We start from the raw sequence: 22,463 nt of genomic DNA, 5'->3' as shown, positions 1-22,463 counted from the left end.
CTCAAGTCGCAACGCCATTAACCCGCTTCAATAGCCTTTCTTTGGCAGCGGCACTTAACTCCCTCAAATCCGATTCAATAATCCTGATAGCCCTTGCTCTATCTCCTTCAAGCGCCGCTTGAACAGCCTTGGCTTTGCCTAATGCCGTATGGTGTCCAGTCCCAAGGCCGCCCGTCTGAAGCTTTTTTACACAGCTCGAAATTAGTTCGGCGTTCATGTCGTAGATAGCCATATCCAACTTTGTAAGCACTGGATAGACAACGTTTTCGTGTTCATGAATCGCAGTATCAATGAGTTGGTAGGCAGTTTCTTTGTTGCCAAATTGAAATTCGTATCGTGCTGCCAACGTGGAGTGCATTTCATCGGCTCTTGTACCGCCGATTTGGCTTAAGGAATTCAGCACATCCTGCAACTTTCCCGCTACGTCCGGGTCATCTGGGCTATGTAAAAGGCATTGAAAATATGCCTGAGCCAAGAATGGGTTGGAGGGATATCTTTCGTAGTTTTCTTTAGCTAAAGAGATTCCTTCTTCGAAATCTTCAATTGCCGTTAGAACGAATACCACCTCTCGCCTAGCACGTTGCTCCGTTCTCTGATGCTGCATGGCCGATTTGTATCGCTTCAGGGCATCCACAAATCTCCGCTTTTGACGATAGTAGAATCCGAAAAGAAAATCGTGCTCTGGCCCAGTAATCTTTTGAACTTCTTCGGTAAATCGCGCGTTCTTCAATCGAGCAAGCGATTGGCAAAGATAGTACAAGATGTCTTGCTTGGTGTGTTCATCATAGAAGTCGGAGTTTTGCAGAACCCGGTCCGCCAGCGCAACCACATCTCCATACGAACGCTTGTTGTAGAGATCTTTCATGGTCTGAAGAAAATGGGCAGGGATCATCATGCTTTCTGGCAAGTCAACGCCCGTCGCGAGAGCTTGCTTGACTGCAATGTGGTACTCTGAAACGTCGAAACCCTCTGTCGAATAACTTTCAGTAAAGTTCTCCACAAAATCCTTTAAGGCCTCATGGTAGACTTCAGTCATCTTAACGCGGTCCCGGACGATAGCGTCACGTATTACTTCATTGACGCGAAAATACTGCCCCGTAGTGCCAATAGATTCACAGACACTATCCGCAACAAACCGATCCATATATTCGGTGAGAGGTTTTGAAGTTTTCTCGGCAATCCAAATAACAAAATCTAGAGATGCAAAGTCGAAAGAAGACAGAAACCTCAGGAAAGACAGGATCTCATCGTCGCCCTCGTACCTTTTCAAAAAGATACTCGCTTTGTACGACGAGAAGGAAACGATTTCATCAGCCTTATTGAACGCGTCCACTTTGCCGAGTTCGCTTACTAGCGATGCCGCATATGTCACCTGTTCGGGAAACCCCTTTAGCAAAGGCGTAAAGTTTTGATAGTCCTCACGGGTAAGGTCAACTCCAAGAAATTCACAATACCGCTTGAATAGCCCTTCTCTTTCGACTTTCTGAAGTTCCGGCAACTCGACGAAAAAAAACCTGTCGTCCCGCACGTACTTGTACTTGGCTGCCTTTGCAGATGTGGCCACACAAATTCCTAGGGCATTGTGGTCCAATTTTTCAACAACGCTAAGAAACCAAGGAGCGATTTCCCGATCATACCGCACTATGCAGTAGCGATCCTCGATGAGAAGGATTTCTTTATATGAAAACAAGTCAGTTATTAGCTGAGCGCAAAGAGTGTGCTTGTCGTCTGCTGATCGATGCAAAAGATTGGAAGTGTCCAGCCTGTCGGAAAGTCCAAAGTCGGCTAACTTGAGAATTAGTCCTTCAACATTGTCTTCTGGTGTAAGGTCAATTCGTATCGGTTCGTATGCTTCACGCGTGACATTTGATTTGCGCAGTGCGTTTCGCATCATGCTTTTTCGACCGATATCTCTCAGACCGGAGGCGAAAATCACCAACGGTTGCTCTTTTGAGAGATCATCCATTCTTTGCTCGAAGTCGGCAATGTGCTGGTTCCGTCCCACAAAAATTTGGTCTCGATGCTTCAGCATCGGATGGTCTTTCCAAGACGCTTCGACCATTCTTTCGCGGATACGTTTAGCGGCAATTGTTGGTCGCGTGATCGGCCTCAGATTGTAGTTGTTGCTGATCCAATCTGGGATCCTGCTGTCGTCATAAGTTATGTGTTTGTCGATAACGATTGGAAAAAACCGCTTCAAATTTCCATTTTCAAGTTGAAGTTTGGCCTCTGTAATTTCCTTGCGTACCCATTCGGATTCAAGAGAATGCTCAGAAAGGAAAAGCACAAAAATGTCCGAACGTCCCAAAGCATTTAGTATTTCTTCAAAGTTCCCCATACCTTCCTCGAAGGTGAACTCGTCGTATTCTACATTCGGCTTGAGTTTGTTGGCGACAATGGAAACGTAGCTGCCTTTGTCTTTGCTACTATGCGACAAAAAACACTTCATAAATTCTTTCCTGTTACCGATCCTCGGAAGGTACCTCGGTTAAAGATACCCACCTCGCACTTCAATCAACCACAACTATGAGTGAAGTTGAAGGCGGTTGCGACCTAATTGTGTAGTTTGATCGCCCTAAACGTGCGGCACTTTTGCAGATGCCCAAAACGCCGGATCGCGTCACAGAATCGACTTTGAAAACGATGGCAACAACAAGCGGTAAGCCATTTTGTTGGCATCGATATTGGCGCGTAGCGCCAATATGACCTCATCGGTCCGATGTCGGAAGACCTCAAATCGGGGGCCAGATGCAACGCTTACAGTGTACGAACAGCCAACACCAGAACAAATGCCTGGCTGATGCCAGCAGTCGCTGATGTGATTAAGTGGGATAATGGCTCCGGCGGTAGGGATCGAACCTACGACCAATTGATTAACAGTCAACTGCTCTACCGCTGAGCTACGCCGGAACGGTTTGCGCCGTATAGCAATCTGTATTTCGACCGTCCAGAGGGATTTCGTCGATTCCAAAAAGTTTTTTGGGCGACATAGCTAGGTCAGCAAGAACGCGGTTGTTGCCGACAGTTGGCCCGTTGTTTCAACACGAGATTTTCCATAGAGATCAATCAAATGAGCGAAGACGTTGCGTTCGGCCGCAGGCAACAGGGCCGACGGTGTATCGGTGTAGATACGCTGTGCCAGTCCGCGGGCGGTTGTCGGGCCTTGTTCAAGCGATGTCAGAATTTGCTCTTCGCGCATGAGACGGTGCTCGATCAACCAATCAAGTCGACCGGCTGGATCTGCAATGGGTGCTCCATGGCCGGGATGAAAGACAGACCAGTTGCGGTCACGCAGCCTGGCACAGGCCTGCATGAAGTCAGTCAAATCGCCATCTGGCGGCGACACCAGTGAGCTGGCCCAACCCATGACGTGATCAGCTGTAAAGCAGGTGTCGCCCAGTGCCAATGCGATATGGTTTCCCAGATGTCCCGGCGTATGGATGACTTCGAGTGCCCAGTCGTCTCCTTTGATAACGTCTCCGTCGGCAACGGTTACATCAGGGTTGAAGTTCACGTCGATACCTTCCCCACCGCCCGCCAAACCATCACGGGCCAGTTGTTGCATCACTGCGCTGCGACCGGCTTCGGGGCCGCCAAAGGCCCAAATCTGTGCTCCGGTTCTTTCCGAAAGGGCAGCGGCAAGCGGTGAGTGATCCACGTGAGTGTGGGTCACGACGATGTGGCTGATGCTTTGTCTCGGTTGCAGAGCTGACAGGATAGCATCGAGATGCGCAGGGCTGTCGGGGCCAGGGTCAATAACCGCCAGTTCCCTGCTTCCGATCAAGTAGGTGTTTGTTCCCCGGTATGTCATCGGCGATGGGTTGGGGGCCAATATGCGTTGGACACCCGGTGCAAGTTCGATTGCCTCGCCAATGGGCGGGTCAAAATCATCAGGAGGCTGAATCATCCGCTCTTTCTCTTGTGCTGCGTGCCCGTTAGGCTTAGCGCATGAACTTCCGTTGGCTCAAATACTATATGCCGCGCAGCCTGTATGGCCGCGCTGCGCTGATCCTGGTTTTGCCGGTGATTGTACTGCAACTTGTTGTTTCTGTTGCCTTCATTCAACGAAACCTTGAGGACGTCACCAAGCAGATGACGCTGACCATCGTCCGCGAGATCGAGATGATCGGACAACAGGCAAACAACGCCCAGAACCAACAGGACATGTTGGCATCTATGCGCCCGTTTCTGTCTGCGTTGCAAATGCAGGTGCGCTTTGCAAACGATGATGAAATCCCGACAAAAGACAGTCGCCGTTGGTATGACTACACCGGGCGCATCGTAACAAACACCTTTCACAATCGTTTACAGGGTACCTTGGCAGTGATCTTGCCTGACAGCAGGGTAGCCCATGTTTATGTCGAATCCGATTTAGGGCCGGTCGAAGTGTCGTTTGACAGGCGCAGGTTGTCCCCGGCGGCGCCACATCAATTGATCGTGACGATGGTGTTCTTTGGAATTTTGATGACGGCGATTTCGTTCCTGTATATGCGCAATCAGCTCAGGCCAATCACCCGTCTGGCCAACGCTGCGCAAGCGTTTGGGCGCGGAAACACTGTGCCTTATTGGCCATCCGGCGCCATCGAGGTTCGCGCGGCAGGCAGTGCGTTTTTGAACATGCGAGCACGGATCGAGCGTCAGATTGAACAACGAACCCTAATGTTGTCCGGGGTTAGCCATGACTTGCGCACGCCACTGACCCGACTCAAGCTTGGCTTGTCGATGCTAGATGAAGAAGACGCTGAGCCGATGCTCCGGGATGTCGACGAGATGCAGCAACTTCTTGATGCCTTTCTGGAATTCTCACGTGGTGCGTCTGAAGCTGCTCCTGAGCCAACAGATCCAGCAAGTCTTGTGCAGAGGATCGTGGATGATGCGCGTCGGGCGGGCAGGAACGTTACTTTAACCGCATGCGAAGGTCAGGGTGACATCATGCTGCGTCCATTGGCCATACGGCGCGCAGTGGAAAACCTGATCGGCAATGCCGTCAGGTATGGAACGCAAGCGAATGTCAGTATGGTTATGACGCAGAAATCTCTGCGCATACGCGTCGAAGACGATGGGCCCGGGATTCCTGCCGAGATGCGGGAAGAGGCGGTCAAACCGTTTTCTCGCCTTGATCCGGCGCGCAATCAGAACCTTGGATCGGGTGTTGGCCTGGGCCTTGCCATTGTGGCGGATATTGCTCGCGCACATGGGGGAACCTTGCGCATGGGAGAAAGTGAATCGCTTGGCGGATTGCAGGCGGATATCGTTATCGGACGCTGAACGTGCCTCAAATTGGTCTGTCTGAGAGGGCGTTTGTTTCTTTGGAAAACTGTCCGATAAAAAAACTTGTACCAGATTAACAAATCATAGTTTCGTATTTGCTTTTCCGTTGCCGAAAATGTGACGTGTTCTCTGCCGGTGTCGGTTAAAGTCATCTTGCGCGGTGCAACGCCAGAGAAGCTTTGTCGTTGTTTGACCGGTCCCCTTTAAAGGGGCAGATGATGTTGATCTTATGTGTTTTTTCCTGCTCGCCAAACCTTGGTGCTTCCCCTACGGTTTCGACTGTGAGGGGCCTTCTTTTTTCGAATTGATTGTTGAAAGTTACGGCAACATGGCGATGACGCAGATTAGAATGTACCGTTCGTATCATTAAGCAAACCACGACTTTTCGATGGGTATCGTAGTGACTTGGTTTGCAAAAGGAACGTGGAACTGACGATGCAGATTACAATTTTGCCCTTTGCCGGTCCAACCGGCACTCGTGAAACCGTGGCGAGCGTGTCAGGTGACACCATAACTGTCGACACGGTGTCATTTGACCTGTCCAATGTTCCCAATGGTGGAAAAATCGATCTCGTGGGTGATCATCCTTTTGTCGGTTCCATCGAACGGCGCAACGGTGAACTGCGCCTGAAAATGCGCTGGACTTATGATACCTCGGCAGATTCTCAGCTTGTTCAACCTGCCGAGCCGCCGGTTCTGCGGGTTGCTGATGGTCCGGTTCCTAATCCAATCCTGCGACAGAGTGCGTCGGCGTCTTCACAACAGGACATCTCATTTGATACCCGCGCCTGTGCGACAAGCGCTGTTTCGGGCCAGACAGGGGCTGCGACGCACATTGCCGTTGCAGATTATCACTATGTATATGACCCATCCGGGACGGCTTTGGTCACCGGAGACGGGCGGACGTGGTCGCCAAACGGGCAGGCGCGTGTGGGCCACTTTGAAAGCCTGGCCGCCGCTCTTTCTGACGGGATTCAGTTGGATGGGGACGGGGAACGATATGTCTTGGGCGAACCCTTGACGTTTGTTGCGGGCACGGGCCTGACCAACGCCATCCTGGATGCGACTGGTGTGGCAACAGACAGTAATTCGGCTGTTCTTGAAACCATAGGCGGTGGATTGGAGCCGGGGGTAACCGTCACGAAGGATGTCACAAGCGCGGATATGACAATCGCACTTGCTGACACGTCGGAGTTTGCCGCCGGTGACACGGTCCGCTTGATGTCGGAGGACTATTGGTGGAAGTCCGGTGACACTTATCTGAGCGAGGAGCTCGTAGTCGCGTCGGTCGATTCTGACACGTCACTAAAGTTTGACCGACCGGTGCGCTTTTCCTATTTGGTCACCGACAATGCAGTTCTGATGAAGGTTACCCGGATTCCAGTCGGCTTTTGGGACAACGTAAGCGTAATTGGCGACGGCACCCAGTCGAACGGCATTGATTTTCGCTTTACAACCGGTCTGCGCACCGGGACGTTGCACTTTGACGGTATTCGGGATCGAAATCTTGTTTTGACGACCTGTGCGGATTTTCACTTGGGTGCCACCCATGCGAACGGCTCGGGGCAATTTAAGCTCAACTACGGAATCTGTTACCGTGATGGATGCCAGAATGGGCGCACCGGCACCCTGATGGGGCAGGACTTGCGACACGGTGTTACGGGAACCGGAAACGACGGCGTAAATGTCAATGTTCACACCGATCAGGTGCACGTGGTGAACCCGTTGGCTGCTGTCTATGACCAGCACGCGCCCTGTCTTGAATGCAGTGTCGATCAGGTGACCCACGAAGGAGCGTCATTCGAGGACGGTGAGGATGGCCTGATGATCCAGGGTGCCAACGCCACCGTTCGTGGGGCGGTTATCAACATGCACGGCGTCGGGCGCCACGCTGCGCATTCGCAATGCAAGGTGAACTATGCAGGCGAGAAATGGTGGGCAGATATCGAAGTCGATGTTCAAGGGTCCGGTGCCAAAGGTGTTCTTGTGAAGCCGATAGGTGCGGCGATGTCTTTGGTTCGTATCAAGGGGTCGGTTGTAAACTGCGCACAAGAGGCGCTCCGTGCCTCTTTGTCCAAAGGAGGTTGCGACTTTTTGCACGTTAACTTGGACGCAGATATCATTGGCAGTCCCGCCCACAGTGTGGTTCAGATCAAAACGTCGTCTGATCATGCCCTTGGTGGGGCCCGGATCACTGGCCGGTTCAAACGCGGCAATGATGATCACGAGAACATTGAATTGGTTGGCAGTAAAAAGAACCGGATAGAAAACGTGCTGATTGTTGGCGTGATCGAACGCGGGCTCTACGGTGTTCGTGGAATCAATGTCATTTCGGGGTCTGTCAACACTGCTGGTGCCGAGTACGTCAATTGTGTCATCGACGAAGCAGGGATCTAAGGTTTGGGATTTACCTGACCCAAAGGCGATGGGAGGGCAGCTATCAGGCTCATATCCCATCGCATTTGGTGATTTCTTTCCCGTCATTAAAGTACGACCGGGTGTGGGGTGATCCAGTCGGGTGCATGCGCCCGATACCCCGCATCTGGGTTTGGACTTTTTTGGTCAATTTGTGCGTTGTTATCAAAGGCCGCGGTACACCTTGCTCGTAACCGATTGATACTTAGCAGGCGGCATTTTTGGGCGTGGGACGCTGGGGATTGATTATAAAATTTTTTGCCAAAAATCTGGTAGGCCCGGAGGGATTTGAACCCCCAACCAAAGCGTTATGAGCGCTCTGCTCTAACCGTTGAGCTACAGGCCCACCTTGGGCCCATCCGTATCATGATCCACACCCGCGTCAAGCCTGACCGTTGCATGAGCGGGCACAATCGACTAACCCGCGCGTCAGGAAACATGAGGATGGACCGATGACAGCGGGCAAGAACGGGATGACCTACGCCGAAGCAGGCGTAGATATTGATGCAGGTAACGCTCTGGTCGACCGGATCAAGCCCGCTGCCAAGCGCACCAATCGCTCTGGCGTGATGAGCGGTCTGGGTGGATTTGGCGCGCTTTTTGATCTCAAGGATGCAGGATACAACGATCCCATTCTGGTCGGAGCCACCGATGGGGTTGGAACAAAGCTGCGGATCGCAATTGACACGGGAGTTGTCGATGGCGTGGGCATCGACCTGGTGGCCATGTGCGTCAACGATCTGGTCTGCCAAGGGGCTGAGCCGCTGTTTTTCCTCGATTATTTCGCGACCGGCAAATTAGAAACTGAAACTGCCGCGCGCATCATCGAAGGCATCGCCGAGGGCTGTGTACGCTCGAACTGTGCATTGATCGGTGGTGAAACCGCGGAAATGCCGGGCATGTACCCCGAGGGTGATTTTGACCTTGCGGGCTTTTCCGTCGGTGCGATGGAACGCGGTGCCGCGCTGCCTGCCGGAGTTACCGAGGGCGATGTGCTGCTTGGGTTGGCCTCTGACGGGGTGCATTCCAACGGCTATTCGCTGGTGCGCAAACTGGTCGAGGTCTCGGGTCTGACCTGGGAATCGGATTGCCCGTTTGGCGAGGGCACCGTAGGCGAAGTGCTACTGACACCCACGCGTCTTTATGTGAAATCGGTGTTGGATGCGATCCGCGCAGGTGGCGTTCATGCCCTGGCCCATATTACCGGCGGTGGCTTGACCGAAAACCTGCCACGAGTTCTGCCCGACGGTATGGGTGCAGAGATTGACCTGAGCGCTTGGGATCTGCCGCCGGTTTTCAAATGGATGGCAAACACCGGTGGTATCGTCGAAAGGGAAATGCTCAAGACCTTTAACTGTGGCATTGGCATGATTGTCGTCTGTGATGCCGGGCAGGCCGACGCCTTGACCGAACTGTTGACCGAGGCGGGAGAGAGCGTGGCGCGCCTAGGCTCGGTCACTGGAACTGCGGGCGTTGCCTATTCGGGCCAGTTGCTGTGACCCACAAGCGTGTTGCGATTCTGCTCTCGGGTGGGGGCTCCAACATGGTGGCCCTGCTTGAAAGCATGGCAGGTGATCATCCGGCTCGACCTTGCTTGGTGTTGTCCAACGACGAGCACGCAGGTGGACTGAAAAAGGCAGCCGAGCGTGGTGTAGCCACGGCTTGGGTTGATCATCGCCCGTTCAACGGCGACCGCGCAGCGTTTGAGGCTGAGCTGATCAAACCTATGTTGGCTGCCAAACCGGACATCGTTTGTTTGGCCGGGTTCATGCGAGTTTTGACCGGAGACTTTGTTTCGCAGTTTCAAGGGAGGATGTTGAATATTCACCCGTCGCTTCTGCCAAAATACAAGGGCCTCAATACCCATGCGCGTGCGCTAGAGGCAGGTGATTGCGAACATGGATGCAGTGTCCATGAGGTGACAGCGGCGCTGGACGATGGCCCAATTCTGGGACAGGCGCGGGTACCGGTTCTGGCAAATGACACACCGGCCACTCTTGCTGCACGAGTTCTGGTCCAAGAGCACCGTCTGTACCCGGCGGTTTTACGCCGGTTTGCCCAAAATGACCGCACTCAGGTCCTTCTGAGTTAAGTTTTTTGTCAATTTGAGACCTGTGGATTTACACAGTCTTGTGATTAGTCGTAAGGTCGCGAACACTACCCTCAAACGCCGGGATACAGGCGTAGAAGCAATAAGAGCAAACAAACTGGCCGGATGAAAACCCTCACCTCGACGCAAGACCTCGCCGACTTTTGCACGGCGGCAGCTGAACATCCCTATGTGACTGTTGACACTGAATTCCTTCGGGAACGGACATATTATTCCAAGTTATGTCTGGTTCAGTTGGCCTTTCCCGGAGAAGGGGATGAAAACGCCGTTCTAGTCGACCCTCTGGCCGAAGGAATGTCGCTGGAACCGCTGCACGAGCTGTTTCGCAATACTGACGTGGTCAAGGTTTTCCATGCCGCCCGTCAGGACCTAGAGATATTCTGGATCGATGCCAAAGTGTTTCCCGAACCCTTGTTCGACACGCAAGTCGCTGCAATGGTTTGTGGATTTGGAGAGCAGGTGGGCTATGAAACTCTGGTGCGCAAGATCTGCAAAGAAGGGTTGGATAAAACATCCCGCTTTACAGACTGGTCCCGTCGCCCCCTGAGCAGCGCTCAGAAAACCTATGCTCTGGCGGACGTGACGCATCTCCGCAAAATCTATGAACATCTGAAAACCGAGCTTGAGAAATCGGGCCGTAGCCGTTGGGTGACCGAGGAGTTAGCCATTCTGACAGCTCCGGCGACCTATGAGATTGAGCCAAAGGACGCCTGGAAAAGGGTGAAGACACGCACGACGTCTGGCAAGTTTTTGGCCGTCGTACGTGAATTGGCTCAATTTCGCGAAGAGCATGCACAGACCAACAACGTGCCACGCAACCGCGTTTTTAAGGATGATGCACTGATCGAATTGGCTTCGACCAAACCCAAAAGTGGTTCGGATCTGGGCAATTCTCGACTGTTGCTGCGCGAGGCGCGCAAGGGTGCAGTTTCCGAAGGGATTTTGGCTGCTGTCAAACGTGGCGTGGATTGTCCTCAGGACAAACACCCAAAGATCGACAAGAGTCGCGATAAGTTGCAAGTCAATCCGGCGCTGGCAGATTTGCTCCGTGTTTTGTTAAAATCCAAAACTGAAAGCGCGGGAGTGGCGGCCAAGCTCATTGCACCAAGCTCGGATCTGGATGCAATCGCGGCCGGTGTTCGCGATGTGCCTGCTTTGACAGGATGGCGCTATGAAGTCTTTGGAGAAGACGCCTTGCGTTTGTGTGAAGGCAAGATTGCCCTTACCGCCAAGGGGCAAGCCGTCAAAGTGGTTTCAATCTAGCGCGGTATTCAGGGTCGTTTGACACTTGGATTGCTTCGCAAACCGCCTGCGCCACTGAACAACACAATCAAATGCGGAAGTTCCGCAAATTTTCAAACGCTCTCTTTGACCAGTTAACGGCGGCGAGATTCTCTTGCGTTTTGCTGTCCGACAACACGGATCAAACGGACGCTTTCCAGATCTTGATTGGAAAGGGAGATCGCTTGATTGATAGTTCGGGATCGCTCAGAACCTTGTGGGGTCGGTGTTTCCGGGTAGGAGACTAAGAAAGTGTAAGACAGCACGCCGTTCTTTGCGTTTTCTTCTGTTTGGTCCAGGCGCAACTCAGCACCAAAGGCGCCTTGCCTGTTTGCGATTCCAGTTACATTCACGATGGCACCGCTTGGGGTGGGATCGATCCGCATATCGGCGATGTTGGCTATCGGAACGCTACGGTCTTCTGCCTCGGGCCGAGCCAGGATACCTGCGCGCTTTGGTGGGATCAGTGGGTTGGTTTCAACCGGCACTGCCGCTGTCTCGACCGGGGCGGACGTGCTGCTGCCAAACCAGTTTGTCGGATTTGCTCGCGAGCTGCGCCAACTGCTGCAAGCCGACAAAGTCAGGCCAGCGATTAGGAGAACTGCAAGAGGTTTGTTCATTTTGCCCCGCCCCATATTGAACGTCTTTGTTGCAAGTCTTTTCGTTGTTACCGGTTACCGCATCTGCGGCACATTGAAAAGCCGTCGTAGGTCTGGACAGAGGCCAGCAGGCGGCTTAGGTCACAGGCCAGCAGACTGAAGGAAGATCACCTATGGCCAGTGCCGCGTTCGAAGACTTGGTGGAAGATTTTGAATTCCTGGATGATTGGGAAGACCGCTATCGACACGTGATCGAACAGGGCAAGGCAATGGATCCTCTGGACGAGGCGTTCAAAGTTCCTGCAACCAAAGTTCATGGTTGTGCCAGCCAGGTCTGGTTGCAGCCCACCATAGAAAACGGTGTCTTTCACTTTGACGGAGATAGCGACGCGTTGATTGTACGCGGTCTGATCGCGGTTCTTCGCGCGCTCTATAACGGTCTGCCTGTGTCGCAAGTGGGGCAGGTGGACGCGCGGGCCGAACTGGAGCGTCTGGGATTGAATGAGCATCTGTCTGCGCAAAGGTCTAATGGCGTGCGGTCCATGATTGCACGCATTCAAGAGGTCGCGTTTGCGGCAGTATGAACGGGGCAAGCTCGCTTGGGCCTGCCACCCAGTCGCTCCAGGCTGTTTTTTAGCTGGTAGACGAGGGCGGTTTTGCCCAAGCCGCCATGGTGGTCTCTAGATCGCCGTAACCGGTGAAACGCCGCTCAAAAGCCAATCCCATGCGATCTGCAACCTCGCGCGCGCGTGCGGTGAGCTTTGGATCGTCGGTCTGTGCTTGATAGACAACTTTCGTGTAGTTGCCAAAGTACATGTCGCGTAACTCTGGATGGCGATCCAACCCCATGGGCTTCCAGACGAACGCGTCGAACTGCCGGGCCAGGAAATCTGTCAAATAGAACGCAGTCATTTCGTCTTCTTCGCGCTCCGAGAAGGTATCGTTGCCCTCAAAGAACGAATAGCAATGCGGTCCCTTGATCATCTCGACGCCCAAACGCTCGCACGCGGCCTGTAACAATCCACCTGTACCGCAATCGGCGTAGACAACGAATATCTGTTCATAATCGTCGCGATGTTTGGCTACGGTGTCTTCGACCGCCTGCGTGATCTTTTCGGGATGGATGTGTAAAATCGCGGGCAGGCAGGTCAGTGCCATGTGATCCCAGCCGTTACGAGCCTTCAGATCAACAATCTCGCGCGCAAGTGCTCCGCAAGCGATTAGCAGCAAAGGTTGTTGTTTTGTTTCGGAAGCATATCCCTTGCGGGTCAGGCTGTCGTCATCGGGAAGATCGTCGTGTGACATGGCAATTTGTCCAGGCATCGGGGGATCAGGAAACCGCAGAACTGATCAGTACGCAAGCATTGAACCGACAGGCCACGCTAAGACAGCGACATGTTTCCATCAGTGTTCAAAAGCGCACAAACGTACCGGAAAAGGCATCCAAACCCCGGAATCGCAGGGTGGCTTGGGTTATCCGGGCTCCACATCAGGGGGGACCAAATTTGGTTTTCTTGAGGTGAACAACCCGGAATAGAGGGGGCGAGAGGCAAAGTAATGCCCAATTGCCAAAGCGACGGCGGTGCCTGCAACGAGGTCAATAAAGTAATGACCACCGAACACTGGCGTCGACGCGATCATGACGACTGAATAAAGCAGAACCGGAACAAAGAGCCAGGTGCGCCAGAAGGCCAAGATCAAGATGATGCCAGCAGCGGTGTGAAAGGACGGAAAGGTCACAAGCCCAGGCATTGAGTTTGGGTCGAGTGCCACGGCTTTGGTGCTGTCGCGCAGCGTGTCCAGATAGACCAAGTGATAAATCCCAGGCGGGGTCGCTGCAAAATTTGGGTAAGCAGCCAAATCGGGAATCAGTGTGAACACCGCTGCCTTTGCCGGGAAAAAAGCACCTACTACCGCGCAAAACATTGCAGTCGTAAAAAACACCTCGACAAAGTACCGCACTCGACGCGGATCGCGAAAGAAACACAATACAATCAATGCACACAAGCTGAGCAATGACAGGGATTCATAGCTAGCGTCGTACAATTTGATAATAGACGGATGCGCGTGAATAAATTCAAAGTAGGCAAGCCAATCCAGCCCAAGCATCTGATCCCATTTCAACAGCAAGTCATCTGTTAACGGAACTGGCATCATCATGCTGAGGTGGTTGAATGTACGGATGTTGAGCCAGGCCAATTGCAGGAATAACAACCCTTCGCACACCCTGAAGACGACCACTTTCCAATATGGCAAATCAGTGGTCTTGGGTCTCTGAATATATACTGCAAACAGAAGGACAATCAGGACCCCAAGTGGCCACGCCTTTGAAAACTGAAACGTGGCGCGACTGGAAACCAGGATCGATATGTTGATTAGTGAAACGAGAAAAACGGATATGAATAACCAGCGGGGACAGATCGGGCTTAGGCGCATGTAAGGTCAGTCTGAGCTTGTGACAAATTGGGTCGAATGATCGCTCTCTGTAGAAGAACTGAATTTTTTGTTTCTGACAAATACAAAAGGCCTCGCCACTTGGCGAGGCCTCTAAAACCTTCAGAACAACCGGATCAGGCGCTGAGTTGGTTGTGCTTGCGACCGACAAAATCTTTGGCGGTTTCCACGGCCACAGCTGCATCACGGCAATAGGCGTCCGCGCCGATTGCTTTGCCGAATTCTTCGTTCAGAGGCGCACCGCCAACCAGAACGATATAGTCATCGCGAATGCCCTGTTCGACCATCGTGTCGATCACGACCTTCATATAGGGCATTGTGGTTGTCAGCAGGGCGGACATGCCCAGAATGTCGGGCTCTTCGTTTTCCAACGCTTCCAGATAGTTCTCGACAGGGTTGTTGATGCCCAGATCGACCACCTCGAAACCGGCGCCTTCCATCATCATCGACACCAGGTTCTTGCCGATGTCGTGGATGTCGCCTTTGACGGTGCCGATAACCATCTTGCCAACGCGCGGCGCGCCAGTTTCAGCCAGCAGCGGCTTCAGGATGTGCATGCCACCCTTCATCGCGTTTGCCGCCAGCAGAACCTCGGGCACGAACAGGATGCCGTCCCGGAAGTCAGCGCCCACGATGGTCATGCCACCGACCAAAGCTTTGGTCAGGATGTCATAGGGCATCCATTTGCGTTCGAGAAGAATGTTGACGCCTTCTTCGATCTCTTCCTTGAGACCGTCATAAAGGTCGTCGAACATCTGTTGGACAAGTTCCTCGTCGTCGAGTTCCGACAGGATGATGTCATCTTCTTCCGACATGGTGCGATTCCTTAAGCTGTGCGGGGCGCGCCCGACTGATGGCCGTTTTTTCTGTTTTTGCCGTTTGACTGCGTTTCGACTGCGTCAGTTGCGACACTGATGGTTCTGCAACCGACCTATAGGTGCGATTTTGCAGGATTGATAATGAGAAATCCGCAGGAAGATGTTTGAAAATCCGCATAACAGGCAGTTGGCGATGCGGATTGGCATAGGTTGATTTCGCGAATCTGGGTGCGCAGATTCAACGCGACTTCAACGCAACCTAATCCGTGAAACATAAATTCTTTCAGAGAGTTATTTTCTGCACCGCAGAAGTTCTCATTGATTGGCGCTTGTTAATGTTCTTGTTATGTTCCATATTTCGTCAAATGGATCATTCGGACACAGAACGCCTTTTGGGGCGCGCGATACGCGGCCGAGGTGTCGAGTCAAACGCGTCAGGTCGGTACGAGGCCACGACACGTGTGCGATTTGATGACGGGTGGACCACAAAAGACGACCTTCCTCCGCTTCGTACACATGTCTCATGTGAAGTTGCCCGCAGCCTGATCACGTACAATCGGTCTCCGGACCTGCCTTTTGATCGGTCGATCAATCCTTATCGCGGTTGCGAGCATGGGTGCAGTTACTGTTTTGCGCGTCCTACCCATGCCTATCTGGGTTTGTCACCCGGCTTGGATTTTGAAACCCGATTGATAGCTCGACCCAACGCGGCCGAAGTGTTGCAACGAGAATTGAGCGCTAAGAAATACAAGGTTGCACCGATTGCAATCGGAACAAACACTGATCCCTATCAACCCATTGAGCGGGATATGAAAATCACGCGGTCATGTCTCGAAGTTCTGGCGAAATTCAACAGCCCGGTGGCAATTGTGACAAAGGGCACAATGATTGAGCGAGATCTGGATATTTTGGCTCCAATGGCACGCAAGGGTTTGGTGCGCGTGGGTGTTTCCCTCACAACACTGGATCCGGAACTGTCTCGCCGTATGGAGCCGCGTGCACCGGGGCCGATACAGCGTTTGCGGGTCATTCGCGCGTTAACCGGGGCAGGGGTGCCAGTTCGGGTCATGACTTCACCTTTGGTGCCGGGTCTGACCGATCACGAGCTAGAGGGGCTGTTGGCTGCGGGTAAAGATGCTCGGCGCGGACGCGGCCAGTTGGATCATGCTGCGACTGCCGCGTGAGGTCTCTGGCTTGTGGCAGGCGTGGCTGGCAGAACATGAACCCAACCGGGCAGAACGTATCATGGCCCGTCTGCGCGAGATGCACGGCGGACGGGACTATGATCCGCGATGGGGACACCGAATGCGCGGTGAAGGACAGTATGCCGCGGTTATTGCGCAGCGGTTTGACATCGCCACGCGACGGTTGGGTTTGCGCCAAAAAACCGAAGCATTGCGCCAGGATCTGTTTAAGGTGCCAGAATTGCCTGGAGATCAGTTGTCGTTGTTTTGAAAGGTCTAAGTTGGAATGAGCAATGGATCATTGACCAAGATATCAGCCAAACTGACGTCGCCGCGTTCAAAAATTACAAGTTCCTTGTTGTCTTCAAACAGGCTTTGGCTGCCGTCTTCGTTGGTTTCAAGCCGGTAAACTGGCTGGTCGACGAACAGGTTTTCGCATTGAATGACAATGCGATCTTCACGGCTATCAAAGTCGGTGATGCGCGCAGCTTCACTGCCGTCGCCCCAATACAAGACCGTATCCTTTCCGTCGCCAGTGATCACGGTATCGCCGCTTGCTGCGCCGAGTGTATCGTTACCGTCGCCACCATCGAGTAGATCCGCGATGTTGTCGTCTGTAGGGGCAGGTGTTGAACCCGAGAATATCAGCTCAAATTCTACATTCGAACTTGTGAGAACTTGAACCCATTCATCAAGTGAAAGCTCCCGAGAGAAAAAATTCCCGCCATAAATGACATCATCACCGCCGTCGCCGACAATCGTATCAGCCCCGGTCCCCCCAAGAAGGAGGTCTTCTTCGGCGTCCCCGTTTAAGCTGTCCCCACCAGAACCTCCTAACAGGATATTGACGTCGTCGCCATTGTTGCCATTCAACTGGTCGTCGCCGTCCGCCCCGAAGATGGAGTCGTTGCCGCCAAGACCGCTAAAACGATCAGCTTGAACATCACCGCGAAACAGATCGTTACCTGGCGTACCACTGCGAAGTGTTTCTTCCGGATCAGGCGTCGGTTCGCGTTCAGGCGTTGGTTCTGGTTCTGGTGTCGGTTCCGGCACCGGGTTCGGGGCGGAAGCGGTAGTGCAATAAGAGGATCAGGATCTACTTCCGGTTCAGGAGCCTGTCCCTCCATGCCATCCGCGCCGTCGTCGCTGTCACCCAAGGCCACCGCGCTAGGCAAGTGCCCCAATACCAAGCAACATAATCAACCACATACGACAAAATCCAAAAAGGAACAATTTTACAAGCAATTACAGCTTGACGTTATTTGGCGTCAATGGCGGCGCAATCGTTTAGTTTCCAAAATTGACAGTAAAATTTGGAAACAATCTGTTCAAACAAAAAGACCCCCGCATGTGACATGCGAGGGTCGAAGAAAATTTGGATCTACAGATCAGCGATTTTCGATGTCGACATAGTCGCGTTCTGTTTCGCCCAGATACAGCTGGCGCGGACGGCCGATCTTGTTTTGCGGGTCGCCGATCATTTCCTTCCACTGCGAAATCCAGCCGACGGTGCGTGACAGCGCAAAGATCGGGGTGAACATCGACGTGGGGAAACCCATCGCCTCAAGGATGATGCCCGAATAGAAATCAACATTCGGGAACAGCTTCTTGTCTGCGAAGTAGGGGTCTTCCAGAGCCGCCTTTTCCAGTTCCTTAGCGACCTGCAAAACAGGGTTGTTTTCGACGCCAAGCAAATCCAGAACTTCGTCAGCCGACTGTTTCATCACAGTCGCGCGCGGATCGAAGTTTTTGTAGACGCGGTGGCCGAAACCCATCAGTCGGAACGGGTCGTCCTTGTCCTTGGCGCGGGCAATGAACTCGGGGATGCGATCGACAGTGCCGATTTCCTTGAGCATTTCCAGACAAGCCTGGTTGGCACCACCGTGAGCAGGCCCCCAGAGACATGCAATACCCGCCGCGATACAGGCAAACGGGTTGGCCCCGGATGAAGACGCCAGACGAACGGTCGAGGTGGAAGCGTTCTGCTCGTGATCAGCGTGCAGGGTCAGGATGCGATCCATGGCCCGGCTCAGGATCGGGTTGACCTCATAGTCCTCGGCTGGAACAGCGAAACACATGCGCAGGAAGTTAGACGCATAGTCGAGGTCATTGCGTGGATAGATGAACGGCTGTCCGATGGAATATTTGTATGCCATCGCAGCAATGGTCGGCATTTTTGCGATCAGGCGATGCGAAGCAATCTCGCGTTGTTGAGGATCTGAGATGTCCGTCAGATCGTGATAAAACGCCGACATGGCGCCAACCACACCCACCATGATGGCCATTGGATGTGCGTCCCGGCGGAAGCCACGGAAAAAGTTGTGCATCTGCTCGTGCAGCATCGTGTGACGCGTGATGGTGCTTTCGAATTTCTCCAGATCCGCAGCAACCGGCAATTCACCGTAAAGCAGCAGATAGCACACTTCGAGGAAGTGCGATTTGCTTGCCAATTGGTCAATGGGGTAGCCGCGATGCAGCAATTCGCCCTTGATGCCATCAATGTATGTGATGGTGCTGTCACAGCTGGCGGTTGATGTGAAACCGGGGTCATACGTGAACACACCCGCAGTGCCATAAAGCTTGCGGATGTCGATGACGTCCGGACCAGCAGTCGGAGAGAAAATGGGCAGCTCGTAGGTTTCGCCATTCAGGCTTAGCGTGGCTGATTTATTGTTCTCGGTCATAGATGTCCCTTCCTCTGTACTGGCACGAAAGGAGCGCCTGAGTTGTATCACTCAGACGCCGCAGTCATGCGGTCAGCGCCTGCGCGGCTTCGCGCAGGTCCGTCGTATCTGTGCAGCGTTACCCGTTTATGAAGACTGGGCTTTTACCGCTGCATCCTGAAGCCGCGCCAGGCTTTCGTCCTTGCCCAGCACCAGCATCATGTCAAAAACCGAAGGTGTTACTGCTCGTCCTGCCAGCGCAGCCCGCAGGGGGCTTACCAGTTTTCCGAACTTTGTCTCTCTTGCTTCGGCAAAACCGTTCAGAGAAGCCTCCAGATCGTCTCGGGTCCAGCTAGCATTTTGCAGATGCGGCGTCAATTCATTCAGTATACCATTGGATACCGATGCCAGTACCTTTGTCGCTTTTTCGTCTTGTTCAATCGGCCGCGATGTCAGGATAAAGTGTGCTTTTTCAAGTAGTTCTGGGAAAGTGCGTGCGCGATCCTTGAGGCAATACATCGCACGCTCCAAATCACTGGATTGTGTTTCCGTGAGAGCCGAAAGATCTGCCGCTGACAAGTACCCTTGTATCTCGTGCCGCAGTGCAGCGTCATCCGTGATTGCGATATGCTGACCGCACAGGTTCTCAAGCTTCTTGGTGTCAAAACGTGCTGGGCTTTTGCCGATGCTGTCCAGGTCAAACCACTCTTTGGCTTGGGCGTCAGTAAAGAATTCGTCGTCACCGTGGCTCCAGCCCAGGCGTGCCAGATAGTTGCGCATGCCAGCGGCGGGATAGCCCATGGCCTGATATTCCTGTGCCCCAAGCGCTCCGTGACGTTTGGACAGCTTCTTGCCGTCGGATCCGTGGATCAGCGGGATATGCGCCCACACAGGAACATCCCAACCCATCGCCTCATAGATCATCATCTGCCGCGCAGCGTTGTTCAGGTGGTCGTCGCCCCGGATTACATGGGTCACGCCCATGTCGTGGTCATCGACGACCACGGCCAGCATGTAAACCGGTGTCCCGTCAGAGCGCAGCAAGATCATGTCATCGAGCTGATCGTTGCGAATGGTCACTTCACCCTGCACTTGGTCGCGGATCACGGTCGTGCCGTCTTGCGGGGCCTTGATGCGGATTACATACGGTGCATCCGGGTGGCTGGCGGCATCAGCGTCGCGCCAAGGACTGCGGAACAAGGTCGACTTGCCCTCGGTCCGGGCCGCATCGCGGAAAGCAGCGATCTCGTCTTGGGTCGAAAAGCATTTGTACGCCTTGCCTTCGGCCAGCAGTTGATTGGCCACTTCGGCGTGCCTCGCTGCACCTTCGAACTGACTGACAACCTCGCCATCGTGATCCAGCCCCAGCCATTCCATGCCCTGCAGGATGGCGGCAGTGGCCTCGGGAGTCGATCGTTCGCGGTCGGTGTCTTCGATCCGGAGCAAGAATTTGCCACCCCGGCCACGCGCATAGAGCCAGTTGAACAGGGCCGTGCGGGCCCCGCCGATGTGCAAAAAGCCAGTTGGGGACGGGGCGAAACGAGTGACGACCTGATCGGACATAAGCAGCATTTACCTTTTGGTAACTATGGTGGCGGTAACGTTTGCGCCTGTCTAACCAGACCGACAGGTAGGAGCAAGCATGCGCTTTCTGGTATCGGCCGAGGCCGCATTGCAAGAGCAGCGCGGATATCTGTTCCCCTGGTCGCCCATCAGCCTGGGTATCGGGATCGGTTTGTATTTTCTGCTCAAATCCGAACCAGAGTGGTGGGCATATCTTGTTTTGTCGATTTCTGCAGGGACGGGTTTCTACCGTGCGGCGCGCTACCCGGATATTTGGACCCCATTGATTGTTTGCGTCTCTTTGATCTCCTTGGGCTTTGTTTTTGCGGGCATTCGGGCGCACGGGGTCTCGGGGCCGGTTCTGGACTGGCGTTACTATGGACCAGTCGAAGGACGTATTATTGCGATCGACCGCTCTGCCTCGGATGCCGTGCGGATCACGCTAGACCACGTACGTCTGGACCGGGTTTCACCCGAAGAGCTGCCTCATAAGGTCCGCCTGTCCTTGCATGGCTCTGCACCTGTTTTATCTCCGGGCGATGTCATCATGACGACAGGTCATCTGTCCCCACCGCAAGGCCCCGTCGAGCCGGGTGGCTTTGACTTTCGCCGTCATGCTTGGTTTTTACGGCTTGGTGCCGTGGGGTATACGCGATCTCCGGTCCTAAGAACCGGAGCACCGGACTATGGCGACTGGGGCGTCTGGATTTATCGACTCCGGCTGTCCGCATCGCGCCATATCCAGTCCATTCTCACTGATGAAGCGGGGGGCTTTGCCGCCGCTATTACCACAGGCGATCGAAGTGCTGTTAGCCAAGAGACATTGCGGGATCTGCGGACCAGTAATTTGGCGCATTTGTTGGCTATTTCGGGCCTGCATATGGGATTGCTCACGGCCTTTGTGTTTGGAGCTTTGCGTACAGCGCTGTCTCTGATCCCATCACTGGCCTTGCGGAGGCCGGTTAAAAAGATTGCGGCCATCGGCGCGCTGGCCGTAGCGGCCTTTTACCTTGCCTTGTCTGGGGGGAACGTCGCGACCGAGCGCGCCTTTGTCATGGTCGCAGTGATGCTTTGTGCAGTGTTGGTGGATCGACGAGCGTTGTCGCTCCGAGCTGTTGCGGTGGCGGCGATGATTGTTCTGGTGTTGCGCCCCGAAAGCTTGCTTGGGCCAGGCTTCCAAATGTCATTTGCCGCGACCACTGCGCTGATCGCAGTGTTTGGCACCATACGAGACATGGAATGGCCCATGGGGCCGAATTGGCTCAAACCCATCTTGGGTGTCGTAATCAGTTCAGCCGTGGCAGGACTGGCAACCGCACCCTTTGGCGCGGCGCATTTCAACACCATTTCCAGCTACGGCTTGATCGCGAATTTGCTTTCGGTACCGCTCATGGGTGTTCTGGTCATACCTGCCGCCGTAATGGCGGCTTGCCTTGCCCCGTTGGGTTTTGAGTGGATTGGATTGGAACTGATGGGGGCAGGGTTGCGATGGATCTTGTGGGTTGCCCATTGGGTGTCCGGTATGGACGGCGCGCAAAGCCGTGTGGTGTCGCCGCCAGATCTGACGCTACCGCTGTTGTCGATTGGGTTCTTGTGGCTGATTTTGTGGCGCGGACAACTGCGATGGATTGGCGCGATCCCAGCGATCACGGCGCTGGTCCTTTGGACGCAGGCGGAACGTCCCCGCATTCTGATTGCGGATACCGGTGGGCTGGTAGGAGTGATGACGGAAGAGGGCCGTGCGCTGAGCAAACCAAAAGGAGCGGGGTTCATTGCCACTGTCTGGCTGGAGAATGATGGAGATGTCGCCGATCAGAAACAAGCGGCTTTGCGCTGGAACGAAGGCGCGGAAAAGCAACGAAGAATGGCAGTTGACGGAGTTGAGATCATCCACTTGGTCGGAAAGCGAGCGGTTGCAGGGTTTGACAACTGCAAAAACACCCAGATCGTGATAACTTCGGTGCCTGCAACGATCTCTGGTGGTTGCGACCTGTTTGATCCGCAACGTTTACGTAAAACCGGAAGCCTTGCGATTTCGGATGAAGGTGTGAAAACGGCGGCCCAGATTTCGGGCCACCGCTTGTGGAACACAACGCCAGAGTGAC

At 53.8% G+C, this 22,463-nt stretch carries 16 protein-coding genes, 2 tRNA genes and 1 pseudogene; 8 read left to right on the top strand and 11 right to left on the bottom strand.

Annotated elements, in window-relative coordinates; genetic code table 11:
* Window position 1: 1 nt before the first annotated feature.
* From ACZ1HE_RS12845 to ACZ1HE_RS12835, 3 genes are all read right to left on the bottom strand, one after another.
* Entirely contained in the window at window positions 2-2,449 is a 2,448-nt protein-coding gene (locus ACZ1HE_RS12845) for a TIR domain-containing protein (protein ID WP_472621348.1), read from the bottom strand.
* Between the two features lie 386 nt (window positions 2,450-2,835).
* Window positions 2,836-2,910: transfer RNA gene (locus ACZ1HE_RS12840), tRNA-Asn, on the bottom strand.
* An 82-nt stretch (window positions 2,911-2,992) separates the two neighbouring features.
* Window positions 2,993-3,904: an MBL fold metallo-hydrolase gene (locus ACZ1HE_RS12835; protein ID WP_472624465.1), complete on the bottom strand. Its 912-nt coding sequence runs from the start codon at window positions 3,902-3,904 to the stop codon at window positions 2,993-2,995.
* 44 nt (window positions 3,905-3,948) lie between these two features.
* On the opposite strand from ACZ1HE_RS12835, the gene ACZ1HE_RS12830 reads away from it, so the two are divergent.
* Window positions 3,949-5,268: an ATP-binding protein gene (locus ACZ1HE_RS12830; RefSeq protein WP_472621346.1), complete on the top strand. Its 1,320-nt coding sequence runs from the start codon at window positions 3,949-3,951 to the stop codon at window positions 5,266-5,268.
* A gap of 438 nt (window positions 5,269-5,706) precedes the next feature.
* Entirely contained in the window at window positions 5,707-7,668 is a 1,962-nt protein-coding gene (locus ACZ1HE_RS12825; protein WP_472621344.1) for a hypothetical protein, read from the top strand.
* Window positions 7,669-7,956: 288 nt separating this feature from the next.
* Here the strand turns inward: ACZ1HE_RS12825 and ACZ1HE_RS12820 are convergent.
* Window positions 7,957-8,032 (bottom strand) — tRNA-Ile (locus ACZ1HE_RS12820).
* Between the two features lie 106 nt (window positions 8,033-8,138).
* Between ACZ1HE_RS12820 and purM the strand changes: the two genes are divergently transcribed.
* The 3 genes from purM (at window position 8,139) to rnd (ending at window position 11,059) form a co-directional block, all read left to right on the top strand.
* The gene (purM, locus tag ACZ1HE_RS12815) at window positions 8,139-9,185 is read left to right on the top strand and encodes a phosphoribosylformylglycinamidine cyclo-ligase (protein WP_472621342.1); all 1,047 of its coding nucleotides are present in this window, start codon (window positions 8,139-8,141) and stop codon (window positions 9,183-9,185) included.
* The gene (gene purN, locus ACZ1HE_RS12810) at window positions 9,182-9,778 is read left to right on the top strand and encodes a phosphoribosylglycinamide formyltransferase (protein WP_472621340.1); all 597 of its coding nucleotides are present in this window, start codon (window positions 9,182-9,184) and stop codon (window positions 9,776-9,778) included. Before purM ends, purN begins: the two co-directional genes overlap by 4 nt.
* Window positions 9,779-9,901: 123 nt before the next feature.
* Window positions 9,902-11,059, top strand: a complete 1,158-nt coding sequence (gene rnd / locus ACZ1HE_RS12805; RefSeq protein ID WP_472621338.1) for a ribonuclease D — start codon at window positions 9,902-9,904, stop codon at window positions 11,057-11,059.
* A gap of 113 nt (window positions 11,060-11,172) precedes the next feature.
* On the opposite strand, the gene ACZ1HE_RS12800 is transcribed toward rnd, so the two are convergent.
* Window positions 11,173-11,697 (bottom strand): hypothetical protein, encoded by a 525-nt coding sequence (locus tag ACZ1HE_RS12800; RefSeq protein ID WP_472621336.1) that lies wholly within the window; start codon window positions 11,695-11,697, stop codon window positions 11,173-11,175.
* A gap of 152 nt (window positions 11,698-11,849) precedes the next feature.
* Between ACZ1HE_RS12800 and ACZ1HE_RS12795 the strand changes: the two genes are divergently transcribed.
* The gene (locus ACZ1HE_RS12795; protein WP_472621334.1) at window positions 11,850-12,260 is read left to right on the top strand and encodes a SufE family protein; all 411 of its coding nucleotides are present in this window, start codon (window positions 11,850-11,852) and stop codon (window positions 12,258-12,260) included.
* A 49-nt stretch (window positions 12,261-12,309) separates the two neighbouring features.
* Here ACZ1HE_RS12795 and ACZ1HE_RS12790 read toward each other — a convergent pair whose 3' ends face one another.
* The 3 genes from ACZ1HE_RS12790 to ACZ1HE_RS12780 form a co-directional block, all read right to left on the bottom strand.
* The gene (locus ACZ1HE_RS12790; protein ID WP_472621332.1) at window positions 12,310-12,981 is read right to left on the bottom strand and encodes a DUF1638 domain-containing protein; all 672 of its coding nucleotides are present in this window, start codon (window positions 12,979-12,981) and stop codon (window positions 12,310-12,312) included.
* A gap of 168 nt (window positions 12,982-13,149) precedes the next feature.
* Entirely contained in the window at window positions 13,150-13,932 is a 783-nt protein-coding gene (locus ACZ1HE_RS12785; protein ID WP_472621330.1) for a phosphatase PAP2 family protein, read from the bottom strand.
* Between the two features lie 314 nt (window positions 13,933-14,246).
* Window positions 14,247-14,945 carry a corrinoid protein gene (locus ACZ1HE_RS12780; protein ID WP_085795326.1) on the bottom strand — a complete coding sequence of 233 codons (699 nt, stop codon included), beginning with the start codon at window positions 14,943-14,945 and terminating at the stop codon, window positions 14,247-14,249.
* Window positions 14,946-15,313: 368 nt separating this feature from the next.
* On the opposite strand from ACZ1HE_RS12780, the pseudogene ACZ1HE_RS12775 reads away from it, so the two are divergent.
* Window positions 15,314-16,403 (top strand): annotated as a pseudogene (locus ACZ1HE_RS12775) (PA0069 family radical SAM protein).
* A 5-nt stretch (window positions 16,404-16,408) separates the two neighbouring features.
* On the opposite strand, the gene ACZ1HE_RS12770 reads toward ACZ1HE_RS12775, so the two are convergent.
* From ACZ1HE_RS12770 to gltX, 3 genes are all read right to left on the bottom strand, one after another.
* Window positions 16,409-17,185, bottom strand: a complete 777-nt coding sequence (locus ACZ1HE_RS12770) for a calcium-binding protein (RefSeq protein ID WP_472621328.1) — start codon at window positions 17,183-17,185, stop codon at window positions 16,409-16,411.
* 335 nt (window positions 17,186-17,520) lie between these two features.
* Window positions 17,521-18,816: a citrate synthase gene (gene gltA / locus ACZ1HE_RS12765; protein ID WP_472621326.1), complete on the bottom strand. Its 1,296-nt coding sequence runs from the start codon at window positions 18,814-18,816 to the stop codon at window positions 17,521-17,523.
* Window positions 18,817-18,942: 126 nt separating this feature from the next.
* Window positions 18,943-20,358: a glutamate--tRNA ligase gene (gltX, locus tag ACZ1HE_RS12760; protein WP_472621324.1), complete on the bottom strand. Its 1,416-nt coding sequence runs from the start codon at window positions 20,356-20,358 to the stop codon at window positions 18,943-18,945.
* 79 nt (window positions 20,359-20,437) lie between these two features.
* On the opposite strand from gltX, the gene ACZ1HE_RS12755 reads away from it, so the two are divergent.
* Window positions 20,438-22,462, top strand: a complete 2,025-nt coding sequence (locus ACZ1HE_RS12755) for a ComEC/Rec2 family competence protein (protein WP_472621322.1) — start codon at window positions 20,438-20,440, stop codon at window positions 22,460-22,462.
* Window position 22,463 lies beyond the last annotated feature (1 nt).

This window comes from Falsiruegeria sp. JB4-1 (assembly GCF_055693495.1).
Note: the sequence above shows the minus strand (reverse complement) of the source record. Positions and strands in the feature narration are given on the sequence as shown.